Genomic DNA, 15,008 nt, shown 5'->3' with positions numbered 1-15,008 from the left:
CCGAGTGGTACGTGTTTTACAGGTGTGCGAGCTTCTCCAGTACGGGGGCGGCGGCGCTCAGTTTGGCCCACTCGTCCTCGTCCAGACCCTCGACCAGACCGGCCAGGAAGGCGTTCCGCTTGCGGCGGCTCTCCTCCAGCATGGTTTCGGCCTGGGCGGTCCTCGTGACCACCTTCTGACGCCGGTCCTCGGGGTGCGGCTCCAGGCTGACCAGCCCCTTGGCCTCCAGCAGCGCCACGATGCGGGTCATCGACGGCGGCTGCACGTGCTCCTTGCGGGCGAGTTCGCCCGGTGTGGCGCTCCCGCAGTTGGACAGGGTGCCCAGCACCGACATCTCGGTGGGGCTCAGCGACTCGTCGACGCGCTGGTGCTTGAGCCGACGGGACAACCGCATCACGGCGGAGCGCAGGGAGTTCACGGCGGCAGCGTCATCGCCATGGGTGAGGTCCGGCATGTTCTTTAGCGTAACTCATTACTCTCGCTAAATACCACCGCGAACACGCCCTGCGCCCGTGACTCCCGCCACTGAAGATCACATCACTCTTTCGGGTGATCCACGCACGGAACAGGACACCTCGCACGGAAGAATCCCGCGACCCTCGTGTCCATGGGGACCAGTGTGCTCAGCCTGCGCATGGACCACGAGCTGCTCGAACGGCTCAGGTGCCACGCAGCGAAAAGAGGAATGAGCGTCCAGGACTATGTCGTCCGGACGCTCATTCGGGATGACTTCGACGAGCGGTTCCAGGCCGCCGTCGAGGAGACGGAGAGGTTCTACGGGGTCACATGACCCGCGCCGGACCCGGTTCGGATCAGGTCAGGCCGAGGGCCGGCATCAGGTAGTAGAAGGCGAAGACCGCCGCCACCACGTACATCGCCACCGGGATGTCCTTGCCGCGGCCGGCCGCCAGGCGCAGCACCACGAAGGTGATGAAGCCCATGCCGATGCCGTTGGTGATCGAGTAGGTGAACGGCATCATCACCATCGTCACGAAGGCCGGGATGGCAATCGTGTAGTCCGCCCAGTCGATCTCCTTGACCGAACCGGACAGGATCAGGAAGCCCACCGCGAGCAGGGCCGGGGTGGCCGCCTGGGACGGCACCATGGTCGCGATCGGGGTCAGGAACAGCGCCACGGCGAACAGGGCACCGGTGACGACGTTGGCGAAGCCGGTCCTGGCGCCCTCGCCGACGCCCGCCGTCGACTCCACGAAGCAGGTGGTGGCGGAGGAGGAGCTGGCGCCACCGGCGGCGACCGCGATGCCGTCGACGAAGAGGACCTTGTTGATGCCGGGCATCTGCCCCTGGGCGTCGGTCAGCTTCGCCTCGTCGCTGATGCCCATGATCGTGCCCATGGCGTCGAAGAAGGTCGACAGCAGCACGGTGAAGACGAAGAGGACGCCGGTGAGCACGCCGACCTTCTCGAAGCCGCCGAACAGGCTGACCTTGCCCAGCAGGCCGAAGTCGGGGGTGGACACCGGGCTGCCCGGCCACTTCGGGGTGGTCAGACCCCAGGACGGCACCTTGGCTACGGAGTTGATCACGACCGCGAGGACGGTCATCGCGATGATCGAGATCAGGATCGCGCCGGGCACCTTGCGCAGGATCAGCGCCAGCGTGAGCAGCGCGCCCAGGATGAAGACGAGAACCGGCCAGCCGTTGAGGTGACCGTCGGCGCCGAGCTGGAGCGGGACGGTGGTGTGGGCGGCGTCCGGGATACGGGAGACGAAACCGGAGTCGACGAGCCCGATCAGCATGATGAACAGGCCGATACCGATGGCGATGCCCTTGCGCAGGCCGAGCGGCACGGCGTTCATCACGCGCTCGCGCAGTCCGGTGGCGACCAGCAGCATCACCACGAAGCCGGCGAGGACGACCATGCCCATGGCGTCCGGCCACGACATGCGCGGCGCCAGCTGGAGCGCGACGACCGTGTTGACGCCGAGCCCGGCGGCGAGCGCGATCGGCACATTGCCGATGACACCCATGAGGAGCGTGGTGAACGCGGCGGTCACGACGGTGGCGGTGACCAGCTGGCCGTTGTCGAGCTGGTGCCCGTACATGTCCTTCGCGCTGCCCAGGATGATCGGGTTCAGCACGATGATGTAGGCCATCGCGAAGAAGGTGGCGAAACCGCCGCGGACCTCCCGGGACAGGGTGCTGCCCCGCTCGGAGATCTTGAAGTAGCGGTCGAGAGCGCCGTACGGGGGCGGCGTTCCCGGCTGCTCGGGGGCGGAAGCCTTGGCGGTGGCCGAGGTGGACATGCGGGTGACCTCAAGGGTGCGGGTGGGTACGGAGTTCCGAGCCGGACCGAGGACCGAACCAAACCGACGACCAACAGGTTCCCCCAGGTCCCTGTCGCGACCCTGTTTGTCGATTCCTACGAAGAGAAGCGGCCAGACTCGAACTGTTTCAGTATGAACATATGAAGCCGAAAAGACCATCTCCGCGCGTAGACCACGGCCCTGCCTGGGGCGGGACGCTTCTCACCCGGGCCCCGTAAGCTGAACCCCATGGCGAAGTGGACCCCCAAGCACGAGGCGCCGGAGCCCCTGGAGGGCCCCGTGGTCGCCACCATCACCGGCGGCACGATCGTGTGGTTCGTCCTCTTCCTGGTCCAGCTCCCCTTCTACGGCTGGTTCCACGACCACGGCCACACCTGGTGGCTGTGGACCTGTCTGGCCGGCGGCGGCCTGGGCCTGATCGGCATCTGGTACGTCCGCAAGCGGGACGCCGCCATCAAGCGGGCGGCGGCGGAGCGGGCGGGGCTGCCGCAGCAGCCGACGTCCGCGGAATAGGCGCCCCCCGCACACCCGACGTGAGCGGGGGCGGACCGGGGCAGGGTGCGCCTGCCCCGGCCGAAGGCCCCCGGACCGGGGCCGACCGCGTCAGCGGACGACGTCGGTGTCGTGGGCGGCGTCGTCGATCTCGGCCGCGAACGGAGCGCCCTCCCAGTCACCGGCGACGGTGACGGCACGGGCTCCGCACAGACCGGCGATCCGAAGGCGCTCGGCCGCGTCCTCCCCGGCGAGCACCGCGCTGAGGTAGCCGGCGGCGAACGCGTCTCCGGCGCCCACCGGGTCGACCACGGCGACCGGCTGGGGCCGCTGCCGGTGGAGGACCCCGTCGACGCACGCGACGCTGCCGGCGGAGCCGAGCTTGATCACGACCTGGCCGGGACCGAGTCCGGCGATGGCCCTGGCCTGCCCCTCGGGGTCCTTCTCGTCGGTGAACAGCAGGGCTTCCTCGGTGGTCGCGAAGAAGATCTCGGCCTTGCCCAGCAGCTGGCCCAGGACCGGGCGGGCCCGGTCCTGCGGCCACAGCCGGGAGCGGAAGTTGACGTCGAACGAGACGGTGACACCGTGCTCCTCGGCGAGGGTGACGGCCCTGCGCACCGCGTCGAACGCGGACGCGCTCAAGGCCGGTGTGATGCCGGTGACATGCAGGATCCTCGCGCCGGCGATCACGGCCTCGTCGAGATCGGCGGGCGCGAGACGGGAACCGGCGCTGTGCGTGCGGTAGTAGCCGACCTGCACCCGGCCCGAGGCCTGGCGGGTCTTCAGCATCAGGCCGGTCGGCGCGGGATCGCGCACGATCGAGGTCGAGACGGCCTCGGCGCGCAGTTCCCGGGCGATGAGCTCGCCGACCTCGTCCGTGCCCAGCCGGCCGATCCAGTGCGCGGCGCGGCCGAGCCGGGCCAGCCCTATGGCCACATTGCTCTCGGCGCCGCCGAAGCCGAGCCGCAGGGTCGGCTGCCGGATCAGCGGCACGTTCGCCGGCTGGGTGAGCAGCCCGAGGGACTCGCCCAGGGTGACGACTTCGGGACCCATCGCGCTCACACCGCCTCCTCGATCGACTTGAACAGGGTGGCCGCGCGCCGGTCCAGCACCGATACGTCGCCGTCGCGCAGCGCGCTGCCGGTGAGCGCGCCGCCCAGGCTGACCGCGACCGCCCCGGCGGCCACATACGAGCCGGCCGTCTCCACGGTGACCCCTCCCGACGGGACGAACGGGATGCCGGGGAACGGTTCGCGCAGGCTGCGCAGGTGGCCGGGGCCGCCGGTCGCGGCGGGGAAGATCTTCACGGCGTCCGCGCCGAGGGCGCGGGCCCGCATCACCTCCGACGGCGTCCAGGCGCCGACGATGCTCGGCACCCCGTGTGCGGACGCGATCCGGGGCAGCTCGTCCACCAGGCCGGGAGACACGGCGAACCCGGCTCCGGCGTCGATCGCGGCGCGGACGAGGGCCTCGTCGGTGAGGGTGCCGGCGCCGATCACCGCGTCGGCCGAGAACTGCCGGACGGTCCGTTCCAGGACCGCCGGGAAATCCGGGGTGGTGGCGGTCAGTTCGATCGTTCGCACTCCGGCGCGTATGAGCGCGGCCACGGTGGTGGCGAGGTGCTCGGTCGTCGCGGGGCGCAGGACGGCCACGACACGGGTCTCGGTCAGGGCCACGGGCAGGGGCAGGGGGGCCGCCGATTGGGCCACGGAACAGCTCCTTCTCACAACAGGGTGCCGGGGGCGGGCTGCCTGGTCGCCTTCGGCGAGGCAGGACACGCCGTTGGTCGGGTGTGGTCAGCGGGACCCGGTCGGGCTTCTGCCGCGCCGCGCGAGCGGGCCCCGGCCGGGTCCGTCACCGGGGCGGCCGTCGTCATCCGCGGCCTCCCCACCGCTGCGAGATGTCGCGGGCCGCCGCTCTCACCAGGGGCACCACCCGCGAGACCCGCTCCGGTGGCATGCGTTCCTCGGGCGCCGACACGCTGATCGCATGGGTCGCGGCTCCGGTCACGTCGAAGACCGGGGCGGCGACGCAGCGCACCCCCGCCTCGTTCTCGACGTCGTCGATCGCCCAGCCGCGGGCACGGGACCTGGCGAGCTCGGCGCGCAGCGCGTCGCCGTCGGTGATGGTGTTCCCGGTGCGCGGGGCCATGCCCGCCGCGATCACCGCGTCGACCACGGCGTCATCGGCGTGGGCCAGCATGGCCTTGCCGACGCTGGTGCAGTACGCCGACTGGGTGCTGCCGACCCGCGAGGCCATCCGCACGGGAAGCGGGCTGTCGACCTTGTCGACGTAGACCACGTGCGGGAAGTCCGCCGTGACCAGGTGAACGGTCTCGCTCGTCGCCTCCGACAGGCCCTTCAGCACGTCGCGGGTGTCGCGGTGCGGGTCGTTCCCGGCCAGATACACCTGGCCGAGCTGGGCGTTGCGCCAGCCGAGCCGGTACGCGCCGCTGGGCAGGACCTGGACGAAGCGGGCGTCGACGAGCGGTTGGAGCAGCCGCAGCACCGTGGACTTGCTCAGGCCCTGCTGTGCGGCCAGCTCGGTGAGCGTGCAGCCGCGGCCCTCGACGTCGTCACCGAGCCTGATGAGGATCCCGAGCGCCCGGCGCAGTGAGGCCGAGTTGTTGCGTGCGCCGGGGGTGGGGGCGAGCCGGTCGGTCAGGACGAGCCTCCTCGTCGAATCGCGCGGCCGGCCGTGGCGTTGCGCAGGTGGCCGTCGCGGAGTGCGAACGCGCCACCGATCACCACGTGGTCCACACCGTCCGCGAACTGCCGTGCGTCGTCGTAGGTTGCCGGATCGGCGTGCTGGGTCCCGCGCCGATCGCACGCAGCATCATAGACATGCGCCGTGCATTGCAAGGAGACATTCTGCATTGCACAACAGTCCGCCACTACGGCCGACTTGACCGCCGCGCCGCCCGACCGCGTCCGGTGCCGTCCCCGGGGACCGCGCCCCGGGGGCGGCCGTCCCGTCGTGCACCGCCCGTACGACCGCCGTACGAGGCCTCTCCTCCCCAGGTCGGATCTTCCGCCCCCTCGACGAGTAAAGCCGCACAACCGCACGTACCGTCGAATGCATGACGCACATCGACGCGGGCGCGGAGCTTGACCCGGTGCACCCCGTGCCCCTCCCGGCGGTCCGGCCGAACGGACTCACCTCGGCCGAGGTCGCGGAGCGCATCGCCCGCGGCGAGATCAACGACGTGCCGGTGCGCAGCAGCCGCTCCCTCCCCGACATCGTCCGCGCCAACGTCTTCACCCGGTTCAACGCGATCATCGGCGTCCTGTGGGTGATCACCCTGTTCGCCGCCCCGATCCAGGACAGCCTGTTCGGCTTCGTGATCATCGCCAACACGGGTATCGGCATCATCCAGGAGTGGCGGGCGAAGAAGACCCTCGACTCGCTCGCCGTCATAGGCGAGGCCCGCCCCACGGTGCGCCGCGACGACACCGCCGTCGAGATCGCCACCTCCGAGATCGTCCTCGGCGACCTCATCGAGATCGGCCCCGGCGACAAGGTCGTCGTCGACGGAACCTGTGTCGAGACCGACGGTCTGGAGATCGACGAGTCCCTGCTCACCGGCGAGGCCGACCCCGTCGTCAAGCGGCCCGGCGACCGTGTGATGTCCGGCAGCTTCGTCGTCGCCGGCGGCGGCGCCTTCCAGGCGACCAGGGTCGGCCGCGGCGCCTACGCCGCCCAGCTCGCCGAAGAGGCCTCCCGCTTCACGCTCGTCCACTCCGAGCTGCGCACCGGCATCTCCACCATCCTCAAGTACGTGACCTGGATGATGGTCCCGACCGCGATCGGCCTGGTCATCAGCCAGCTCGTGGTGAAGAACAACGACCTCAAGGAGTCCGTCGCCCGCACCATCGGCGGCATCGTCCCCATGGTCCCCGAGGGACTGGTCCTGCTCACCTCCGTCGCCTTCGCCATCGGCGTGATCCGGCTGGGCCGCAAGCAGTGCCTCGTGCAGGAGCTGCCCGCCATCGAGGGACTCGCCCGCGTCGACACGGTCTGCCTGGACAAGACCGGCACCCTCACCGAGGGCGGCATGGACGTCACCGAGCTGCGATCGCTGGACGGCTACGACGAGTCGTACGTGCGCAAGGTCCTCGGCGCGCTCGGCGAGTCCGACCCGCGCCCCAACGCCTCCCTCCAGGCGATCATCTCCGCCTATCCGGACAGCGAGGAGTGGCGCTGCGTGGAGTCGCTGCCCTTCTCCTCGGCCCGCAAGTACAGCGGCGCCAGCTTCAGCGAGGGCGACGGCGATTCCAGTACGTGGCTGCTGGGCGCCCCGGACGTGCTGCTGCCCGCCGAGGCCCCCGCCCTGGCCGAGACCGGGCAGCTGAACGAGCAGGGCCTGCGCGTGCTGCTGCTCGCCCGCGCCGCCCGCGACCTGGACGACCCGGAGGTGGCCCGGACCGTCCGGCCCGCCGCGCTCGTCGTGCTGGAGCAGAGGCTGCGGCCCGACGCCGCCGAGACCCTGCGCTACTTCGCCGAACAGGACGTCCGCGCCAAGGTCATCTCCGGCGACAACGCGGTGTCCGTCGGCGCGGTCGCCGCGAAGGTCGGCCTCGACGGCACGGCCGTGGACGCCCGCCGGCTGCCCGCCGAGCGGGACGAGATGGCCCGGGACGTGGACGAGGGCACGGTGTTCGGGCGGGTCACCCCGCAGCAGAAGCGGGACATGGTGGGCGCGCTCCAGTCACGCGGGCACACGGTCGCGATGACCGGCGACGGCGTGAACGACGTGCTGGCGCTGAAGGACGCCGACATCGGCGTGGCGATGGGCTCGGGCTCGGAGGCCACCCGGGCGGTCGCGCAGATCGTGCTGCTGAACAACAGCTTCGCCGTCCTGCCGTCCGTGGTCGCCGAGGGGCGTCGGGTGATCGGCAACATCACCCGGGTCGCGACCCTGTTCCTGGTGAAGACGGTCTACTCGGTGCTGCTGGCGGTGCTGGTGGTCTGCTCGCAGGTGGAGTATCCGTTCCTGCCCCGCCACCTGACTCTGCTGTCCACGCTGACCATCGGCGTCCCGGCCTTCTTCCTGGCCCTCGCCCCGAACACGGAACGGGCCCGGCCCCACTTCGTACGGCGGGTCATGCGCTACGCGGTACCGGGCGGGGTGGTGGCCGCCGTGGCGACCTTCGTGACGTATCTGGTCGCCCGCCACCACTACACGGGCCCGGGCGCCCTGGACGCGGAGACCAGCGCGGCCACGCTGACGCTGTTCCTGGTCTCGATGTGGGTCCTGGCGATCGTCGCCCGCCCCTACACCTGGTGGCGGATCGCGCTGGTGGCCTCGATGGGCGCGGCGTTCCTCGTCGTCCTGGCCGTGCCCGCGCTCCAGGACTTCTTCGCCCTGAAGCTGGAGGGCACGGCCATGCCGTGGCTCGCGGTGGGCATCGCGGTGGTGGCGGCGGCCGTCCTGGAGTTCCTGTGGAAATGGACCGGCCGCCGCTTTCCCGTCTAGTGCTGTGACCGGAAGGCCGAGTGGCTTACTTCTTCACGCGGACCAGGTCGCCCGGGGCGTTGACCGCCGGGGTGTTGGAGGTGCCCGCGAAGCTGAAGCGGTAGTAGCCGTCGGCGGTGGACTTCACGGTGGTCTTGAGGGCGCCCGTGGAGTTCGTCTTGACGGTCTTCAGCGTCTTGTAAGTGGTGGTGCCCTTCTTACGGAACTGCAGCTTCACCGCCTGACCGCTGTAGCCCGAGTACTTGCCGCTCTCCCAGTTGGCCCGCGACAGCTTCCCGCTGACGGTGACGCTCTTGCCCTTCTTCACCGGCTTGGGCTTGGCGCTGGTGGTCAGCTTGGAGTTGCGCTGCACCAGCGTGGTGCCGAGGCCGCCCTTCTCGGCGATACCGACCTTGCTGAAATCGATGTCGTTGGACTCGAGGTCCTGGCCGTTGTACGCGACGGCCACGGCGCCCGCGCGCCACGAACCGGCTTCGGCGTTCCGCAGTTCCCCATCGGCCGGATAGATGTCGATCTTGCCCTTGCAGTTGGCCGTGGTCTGCGAGGTGACGGAGCAGCTGGCCGGGTTGTCGCCGAAGAGCACGTTCTGCGGCCTGTCGAAGGAGCCCTTGTAGAGGTACGGGCCGGTGAAGAAGTCCTTGGCGCGCACGTCCACGTCGGCGCCGAACTTCATCGTGTAGGTGATCGTGGTGGACACGTGGCCGGCGGTGCCGACCTTGAGGGCCTTGGCGACCTTGAGGTTGGAGAAGGTGACGTCCAGGTCGTACGGCATGTCCTCGTCGGCGGCGACGCGGGCGCTGATCCCGGTCTTGGCGGCCGAGGGCGTTTGGGCGGCCTGGAAGACCTTCGCGACGTCCGCGCGGTAGGTGGAGGGACCGGCGGCGTGCGCGGCGGGCACGGCGAGGGCGGAGAGGGCCAGGGCGCCGGACACGGCAGCCACGGTGGCTCGTATACGCATGCGTTTCCCCAGGTGGAGAAAGGGGGCCGGCGCCGGCCGTTCCTCGCGGTTCGTCCTCGGCGCCGGGCCCAATGATCGTGGAGTCTGTCTGACTCACATGATGAGATCCCTGACCCGTGAAGAAGGTTGCGCGGAAATCTGGATTTCCTGTGAGTGGCCTGTCTGTGCCCGACGGGCGCCCCGTCCACGAAGCCGGCCCGGGAGAGTCCGGGCCGGCTACCCGGCGAGCGGGTTACTTCGTCACGCGGACCAGGTCGCCCGGGGCGTTGACCGCCGGGGTGTTGGAGGTGCCCGCGAAGCTGAAGCGGTAGTAGCCGTCGGCGGTGGACTTCACGGTGGTCTTGAGGGCGCCCGTGGAGTTCGTCTTGACGGTCTTCAGCGTCTTGTAGGTGGTGGTGCCCTTCTTACGGAACTGCAGCTTCACCGCCTGACCGCTGTAGCCCGAGTACTTGCCGCTCTCCCAGTTGGCCCGCGACAGCTTCCCGCTGACGGTGACGGTCTTGCCCTTCTTCACCGGCTTGGGCTTGGCGCTGGTGGTCAGCTTGGACAGACGCTGGACGCTGAAGCTCTTGACGTTGTCCTTCTGGAGGTAGTCGCCGTCCTTGGCGGCGGCCACGGCCCACACCTTCCAGGTGCCGGCGACCTTGTTGATGAGGTTGTACCGCGGCTCGAGGGTGAACGTGGAGGTGCACTTCGACGTCGTCGCGTCCACCTTGGTGCACTTGGCGGTGCCGTCCTTGCTGTTGGCCACCGCCCCGCTGTCGGCCTTGTCGACGTTCGGGCCGTGGAACAGGATCACCTGCGCCCAGTCGATGCCGGAGTCGTCCGTGGCGGTGAACGTGACGGTGACGTTCTTGGCGGCCGTAGCACCGACCACGACCGGCTTGCCGCCGTTCACCACGACGTTGGAGATCTTGGTGTCTCCGGACACGTCGTCGGCCTGGGCAGCCGGGACGGCGAGGGCGGTCAGGGCGAGTGCGCCGGCCGCGACGGCCACAGTGGCTCGTATACGCATGCGTTCCCCAGGTGGAGAAAGGGGCCGCGCCGGTCGTTCCTCACGGTTCGTCCTCGGCGCCGGGCCCAATGATTGTGGAGTCTGTCTGACTCACGTGATCAGATCCGTGACCGCCGGGGATGGTTGCACGGAAGCTCGGATTTTTTGCGGGAATACCGGCGGAAAGAGTTCCTCCACGGTGCGCCGGCGATGGTCGCGCTCGGGGTAGGCCGCGCGCATCATGTCGAACAACCGCCTTCCGGATCGCCTCAGTTCGGTGAGATCGACGCCGGGGATCGAGCCGTCGCGCATGACCACCCTGCCCGCGACCATCGTCAGGACCGCGTCGCGGGCGGTGCCGTTGAGCACCAGGGTGCGCAGCGGATCCTCGGTGACGCCCATACGGAAGTCGTCCAGAGCGAACGCCGACAGGTCGGCCGTGGCCCCCGCGGCCAGCCGGCCGAGATCCGGTCGGTGCAGCGCAGTCGCCCCACCGGTCCACAGCGCGTCGAAGTAGCCGGTGAGGTGCCCCTGGCCCAGGTCTCCGGCCTGGAGCTTGGCCACCTGGGTGCCCACGTCGATTCCCCGGATCAGGTCCGGCGGGAAGGAGTCGGTGCCCAGGCAGAGGTTCACCCCCCGCGCCCGGTAGCCGGCGAACGTGTGGAGGTTGTGGGCATATCGGGCGTTCGTCAGCGGGCAGTGCACGACCGAGACGCCCGCGTCGGCCAGCACCGCGACATCTCCGGTGTCCCTGCCGAGCACCTCGGGGTGCACGTCCAGCACGACCCCATGAGGAACGATCAGCCGGTCGGACAACAGCCCGGAGTCGGCGATCAGTTGCAGCGGGGTACGGCCGTAGGCGCGCTGGATGCAGTCACGCTCCGACATGCCCTGCAGAGCGTGCAGGCGCACCAGCGCGCCGCGCTCGCGCGCGGCCCGGGCGACGTCGCCGAGCAGCTCGGGGAGCAGGGTCTCGATCCGGCAGGGCAGCAGCACCCCGGTCACGAGGGGATCGGCGAGCCGGGCCGTGTGGTCCAGGAAACGCAGCGCCTCGGCCAGACCACGCCGGCCGGCCTCCTCGTCGAACATCACGGTCCGCTTGCCGTCGGCGCCGATCACGTTCACCCCGGACCGGAACGACGGTCCGAGGAAGCCCCGCAGACCCAGCCGCGACGACACCTCGGCCATCGCCACGAAGTCCTCACAGGTCTCCGCCCAGTCGCTGTGCACCTCCGAGGCGATCGGCATGTAACTGGTGATGCCGTGCAGGGCGAGCTGGACCAGCGCGTACTCGCGTACCGCGCGGCGTTGCGCGGCGTCGAACACCGCCCGGGGCGCGGCGAAGTACTCGGCCGACCAGGTGAAGCCGGACGCCAGATCCGGGGACGCCCAGGAGTCCAGGATCAGATGGTCGATGTCGGTGAGGGCGTCCAGGTCGATCAGACCGGGGGTGACCACCGCGTCACCGAGGTCGATACGCACGTCGGCCTGCCGCCGGTCGAGTTCGGCGCGATCACCCACATCGACGATGGTGTCGCCGTCGATCAGCACGGCGCCGTCCGGCACCTCCACGTGCGAGCGTCCGTCGTGGGCGATCACCCAGGAAGCAGTGACCAGGGTCTTCATCGACGCGCCTTCCAGATTTGGTACACCAACTGACTGAAATGGTCACCCTGACCCGGGAACGGTCCATGCTTCCCTGGGTCCAGTAACGACTGGATAAGGCTCGCGCAAACTTTTACACAAGCCGGAAACTGCGTCCCACAAGGGCTGATGTCCCAGCAATGACGATGCGCCGGGTTGCCGTCGAACTCTAGTAGAAATCGCGATTCTTGGTATACCATTTCGGCCACCTCCCCGCCCCCCGAGCACCAAAGGATCGGACGTGCCGGATCCGCATGAGCCGCCGAGCCCGCCGCGCCACGCCGACGCGCCGAAGCCCACTGATGGGCAGGTGGCCACTCTTCCTCCCCCACAATCCGCGACCACGACCGCCGAGCGCGGGCCCGCCGCGGAGATCGCCACCGCGCGGTCGCTGCTGGGCACGGCGTGGCTTCGGATACGGCGCAGCCGGATCGCCATCGCCGCCCTGATCGTGGTGGTCCTCATGGTGCTGTTCGCGATCCTGGCCCCGATGTTGGTCGCCATCGAAGGATCGGACCCGTTCACCTCCCGGACGGGGCCGGACTTCCTGGACTCCTTCTACGCGCCCGGCCTGCCGCTGCCGTACTACCGCTTCCCCTCCAGCGAGCACTGGCTCGGCCTCGAACCGGGGCTCGGGCGCGACATCTTCGCCCGGATGGCCTACGGCGCGAGGATCTCCCTGACCATCGCGCTGCTGTCCACGGTGGTGTCGGTGGTCCTGGGCACCGTGCTCGGCGCCGCCGCCGGATACTTCGGCGGCAAGATCGACATGGTGATCAGCCGGGTGATGGACCTGTTCCTGGCCTTCCCCCACCTGCTGCTGGTGCTGTCGCTGACCCCGATCATGCAGTCCCGGCTGCGTGGCACCGCCCTCGACTCGGGAAGCCTGGTACCGATCGCCTCACTGGTGATCATCCTCGGCTTCTTCGGCTGGGCCTACCTGGCCCGAGTCGTGCGCGGCCAGGTGCTCTCGATCAGGGAGCAGGAGTTCGTCGAGGCCGCACAGGCCTACGGGGCCTCGCACCGGAGCATCATCCTGCGGCAGATCATCCCGAACGTCATGGGCGTCGTGCTGGTCTACGCGACCATGATGATCCCCACCAACATCACCGCAGAGGCGGCCCTGTCCTTCCTCGGGGTCGGGGTCAAGGACCCCACCCCCTCCTGGGGCCAGATGCTCAACGCGGCCCAGGCAGGCAACTGGTACCTGTCCGACCCGTGGTTCCTCGCCGTCCCGGCGGGAGCACTGGTGATCACCGTGCTCGCGTTCAACCTGCTCGGCGACGCGGTCCGGGACGCGCTGGACCCCAAGTCCTCCCGAAGCTGATCTCCCCCGACGCGCCGTCCTCCCCCGACGCGCGCCACCCCTTCCTTACCCTCAAGGAGACGCAGTGAAACGAAGCACCATGGCGGCGATCGCCCTGACGGTGAGTGCAGGGCTGACCCTGACCGCCTGCGGCGGATCCAAGCCCGCCCCCGGTTCCGGCTCCGGTCCCAGAGCCGACGCCTACGCTCCGGTCGAGATCGGGAAGGGCTACACCACCAAGGGCGGGAACATCAACGTCCTGATGTCCTCGGACTTCCAGACGCTGGACCCCGGCAACAGCAACTACGTGCAGACCGCCAACGTGGGGCAGCTGTACTACCGCACCCTGACCATGGCCAAGGAGACCGCCGGCAAGCCGCCGACCATCGTGCCGGATCTCGCCACCGACCTGGGCAAGCCCTCCGCCGACGGCCTCACCTGGACTTACACCCTGAAGAAGGGGCTGAAGTTCGAGGACGGCACGCCGATCACCAGCAAGGACATCAAGTACGGAGTCGAGCGCACCTACGCCCGCGACGTCTACACCCAGGCACCGCAGGAACTGAACGCGGCCCTGGCCGACGACAGTTACAAGGGCCCGTACTCCGGGGGCGACTTCAAGGCGATCGACACCCCGGACGACCGCACCGTCGTCTTCCACCTCAAGCAGCCGTTCGCCGAGTTCCCCGCCCTGGCCTCCCGGTCGAACACGGCGCCGGTACCGAAGGCCGAGGACACCAAGCTCGACTACACCAACCACCCCGTCTCGTCGGGCCCGTACAAGATCCAGTCGTACGACCGCGGCCGTTCGATGAAGCTCGTCCGCAACGACCAGTGGAACCCGGCCACCGACCCGAACCGGACCGCCCTGCCGGACACGTTCACCTTCACCCTGTCCACCGCCCAGGCGACCATCAGCCAGCAGCTGCTCGCCGACTCGGACCCGACGGCCGTCACCTTGGACAGCAACGGCGGCCTCCAGGCCTCCGACGCCGCCGAGCTCAACAAGCCCGACGTCGAGAAGCGCACCGCGGGCGGCCTGCTGGGCTGCACGGACGTGCTGGACTTCAACACCGAGACGATCAAGGACCCCGACGTCCGCAAGGCACTCGCGCTGTCCATCGACCGGAGCGCCGTCCAGGTGCAGTACGGCGGCGAGCGGTTCGGCAAACTGACCCAGTCGTACATCAACTCGGCCCAGCGGGGATACGTCGAGCAGCACACCGACCTCGACCCGACGGGCAAGCCCAAGCTGGACGAGGCCAAGAAGCTCCTGGCGGGCAAGACGTACCCCAAGAAGCTGGTGTACGGCTACGCCGACGCCAACCCCCGGTACAAGAACGTCGGCACCGTGCTGCAGCAGAACTTCAAGCAGCTCGGCATAGACCTGCAACTGCGCCCGATCCCGACCGCCAACTACTACACCGTGCTGGCCGGTGACCAGATGCCGGACATCGCCCGCAGCGGCTGGTGCGGTGGCGCGGACAGCGGTTCGGTGCGCACCACCGTCGACCCGAACCTGGGCCCGAGCGTGGACGGCAAGACCTTCGGCTTCTCCAACATCCCGCGCTACTACGACCCGAAGATCTCCCGCGCGATGTACGAGCTGCGCGGCACCAACGGGTCCAGCGAGGAACTCGGCAGGAAGTGGGCGACCCTGTTCGACCAGGCCATGCAGAGCTACCCCCTGGTTCCGCTGGTGCGCAGCTACACCAGCAGCGTGGTCGGCTCCAAGGTCCGCAACGCGCAGGTGGGTTACTTCTTCGGCAGCATCGACCTGTCCATCATCGGCGTCCAGCACTGAGACCCCGTCACAAAAGAGGTAGAACGGTGAGTCCATCCCGAGCCGACGG

At 69.4% G+C, this 15,008-nt stretch carries 14 protein-coding genes; 5 read left to right on the top strand and 9 right to left on the bottom strand.

Translation table 11 applies throughout. From position 1 onward, the window contains the following. Nucleotides 1-16: 16 nt before the first annotated feature. Nucleotides 17-454 (bottom strand): MarR family winged helix-turn-helix transcriptional regulator, encoded by a 438-nt coding sequence (locus ACIQMV_RS23905; RefSeq protein WP_100568981.1) that lies wholly within the window; start codon nt 452-454, stop codon nt 17-19. Nucleotides 455-607: 153 nt separating this feature from the next. On the opposite strand from ACIQMV_RS23905, the gene ACIQMV_RS23900 reads away from it, so the two are divergent. Next, entirely contained in the window at nt 608-790 is a 183-nt protein-coding gene (locus ACIQMV_RS23900; RefSeq protein WP_141360185.1) for a ribbon-helix-helix protein, CopG family, read from the top strand. 22 nt (nt 791-812) lie between these two features. On the opposite strand, the gene ACIQMV_RS23895 is transcribed toward ACIQMV_RS23900, so the two are convergent. Further along, nucleotides 813-2,264, bottom strand: a complete 1,452-nt coding sequence (locus ACIQMV_RS23895) for an NCS2 family permease (RefSeq protein ID WP_225074617.1) — start codon at nt 2,262-2,264, stop codon at nt 813-815. A gap of 249 nt (nt 2,265-2,513) precedes the next feature. Between ACIQMV_RS23895 and ACIQMV_RS23890 the strand changes: the two genes are divergently transcribed. Further along, a complete protein-coding gene (locus ACIQMV_RS23890; protein ID WP_401777382.1) occupies nt 2,514-2,798 on the top strand; it encodes a DUF2530 domain-containing protein in 285 nt (94 codons plus the stop codon). A 90-nt stretch (nt 2,799-2,888) separates the two neighbouring features. Here ACIQMV_RS23890 and ACIQMV_RS23885 read toward each other — a convergent pair whose 3' ends face one another. From ACIQMV_RS23885 to ACIQMV_RS23870, 4 genes are all read right to left on the bottom strand, one after another. After that, entirely contained in the window at nt 2,889-3,830 is a 942-nt protein-coding gene (locus tag ACIQMV_RS23885; protein ID WP_402595519.1) for a sugar kinase, read from the bottom strand. 5 nt (nt 3,831-3,835) lie between these two features. Next, a complete protein-coding gene (locus ACIQMV_RS23880) occupies nt 3,836-4,486 on the bottom strand; it encodes a bifunctional 4-hydroxy-2-oxoglutarate aldolase/2-dehydro-3-deoxy-phosphogluconate aldolase (protein WP_402595345.1) in 651 nt (216 codons plus the stop codon). A gap of 163 nt (nt 4,487-4,649) precedes the next feature. After that, on the bottom strand, nt 4,650-5,390 hold the full coding sequence (locus tag ACIQMV_RS23875) for an IclR family transcriptional regulator (protein WP_402595517.1): 741 nt from the start codon (nt 5,388-5,390) through the stop codon (nt 4,650-4,652). A gap of 47 nt (nt 5,391-5,437) precedes the next feature. After that, on the bottom strand, nt 5,438-5,653 hold the full coding sequence (locus ACIQMV_RS23870) for a hypothetical protein (protein WP_402595524.1): 216 nt from the start codon (nt 5,651-5,653) through the stop codon (nt 5,438-5,440). 203 nt (nt 5,654-5,856) lie between these two features. Between ACIQMV_RS23870 and ACIQMV_RS23865 the strand changes: the two genes are divergently transcribed. Then, nucleotides 5,857-8,253: an HAD-IC family P-type ATPase gene (locus tag ACIQMV_RS23865; protein WP_402595344.1), complete on the top strand. Its 2,397-nt coding sequence runs from the start codon at nt 5,857-5,859 to the stop codon at nt 8,251-8,253. A 25-nt stretch (nt 8,254-8,278) separates the two neighbouring features. On the opposite strand, the gene ACIQMV_RS23860 is transcribed toward ACIQMV_RS23865, so the two are convergent. The 3 genes from ACIQMV_RS23860 to ACIQMV_RS23850 all read right to left on the bottom strand — a co-directional run bounded on the left by ACIQMV_RS23860 (nt 8,279) and on the right by ACIQMV_RS23850 (nt 11,831). Next, nucleotides 8,279-9,211: a hypothetical protein gene (locus tag ACIQMV_RS23860; RefSeq protein ID WP_402595343.1), complete on the bottom strand. Its 933-nt coding sequence runs from the start codon at nt 9,209-9,211 to the stop codon at nt 8,279-8,281. Nucleotides 9,212-9,443: 232 nt separating this feature from the next. After that, a complete protein-coding gene (locus ACIQMV_RS23855; protein ID WP_141360177.1) occupies nt 9,444-10,226 on the bottom strand; it encodes a DUF5707 domain-containing protein in 783 nt (260 codons plus the stop codon). Nucleotides 10,227-10,316: 90 nt separating this feature from the next. Next, entirely contained in the window at nt 10,317-11,831 is a 1,515-nt protein-coding gene (locus ACIQMV_RS23850) for a chlorohydrolase family protein (RefSeq protein WP_402595341.1), read from the bottom strand. A 391-nt stretch (nt 11,832-12,222) separates the two neighbouring features. On the opposite strand from ACIQMV_RS23850, the gene ACIQMV_RS23845 reads away from it, so the two are divergent. Together ACIQMV_RS23845 and ACIQMV_RS23840 are read left to right on the top strand one after the other, a co-directional pair. After that, nucleotides 12,223-13,176: an ABC transporter permease gene (locus ACIQMV_RS23845; protein ID WP_402595514.1), complete on the top strand. Its 954-nt coding sequence runs from the start codon at nt 12,223-12,225 to the stop codon at nt 13,174-13,176. 64 nt (nt 13,177-13,240) lie between these two features. After that, entirely contained in the window at nt 13,241-14,959 is a 1,719-nt protein-coding gene (locus ACIQMV_RS23840; protein WP_402595339.1) for an ABC transporter substrate-binding protein, read from the top strand. Nucleotides 14,960-15,008: the final 49 nt, after the last annotated feature.

Source organism: Streptomyces sp. NPDC091412 (genome assembly GCF_044756885.1).
Classification (GTDB): domain Bacteria; phylum Actinomycetota; class Actinomycetes; order Streptomycetales; family Streptomycetaceae; genus Streptomyces.
Note: the sequence above shows the minus strand (reverse complement) of the source record. Positions and strands in the feature narration are given on the sequence as shown.

What these genes read in the sequence shown, in the direction of transcription:
- ACIQMV_RS23900 (WP_141360185.1), top strand. Translation starts at nt 608, where the DNA reads ATGGGGACCAGTGTGCTCAGCCTGCGCATGGACCACGAGCTGCTCGAA.
- ACIQMV_RS23870 (WP_402595524.1), bottom strand. Translation starts at nt 5,653, where the DNA reads ATGCAGAATGTCTCCTTGCAATGCACGGCGCATGTCTATGATGCTGCG.
- ACIQMV_RS23850 (WP_402595341.1), bottom strand. Translation starts at nt 11,831, where the DNA reads ATGAAGACCCTGGTCACTGCTTCCTGGGTGATCGCCCACGACGGACGC.
- ACIQMV_RS23905 (WP_100568981.1), bottom strand. Translation starts at nt 454, where the DNA reads ATGCCGGACCTCACCCATGGCGATGACGCTGCCGCCGTGAACTCCCTG.
- ACIQMV_RS23860 (WP_402595343.1), bottom strand. Translation starts at nt 9,211, where the DNA reads ATGCGTATACGAGCCACCGTGGCTGCCGTGTCCGGCGCCCTGGCCCTC.
- ACIQMV_RS23865 (WP_402595344.1), top strand. Translation starts at nt 5,857, where the DNA reads ATGACGCACATCGACGCGGGCGCGGAGCTTGACCCGGTGCACCCCGTG.
- ACIQMV_RS23895 (WP_225074617.1), bottom strand. Translation starts at nt 2,264, where the DNA reads ATGTCCACCTCGGCCACCGCCAAGGCTTCCGCCCCCGAGCAGCCGGGA.
- ACIQMV_RS23855 (WP_141360177.1), bottom strand. Translation starts at nt 10,226, where the DNA reads ATGCGTATACGAGCCACTGTGGCCGTCGCGGCCGGCGCACTCGCCCTG.
- ACIQMV_RS23890 (WP_401777382.1), top strand. Translation starts at nt 2,514, where the DNA reads ATGGCGAAGTGGACCCCCAAGCACGAGGCGCCGGAGCCCCTGGAGGGC.
- ACIQMV_RS23885 (WP_402595519.1), bottom strand. Translation starts at nt 3,830, where the DNA reads ATGGGTCCCGAAGTCGTCACCCTGGGCGAGTCCCTCGGGCTGCTCACC.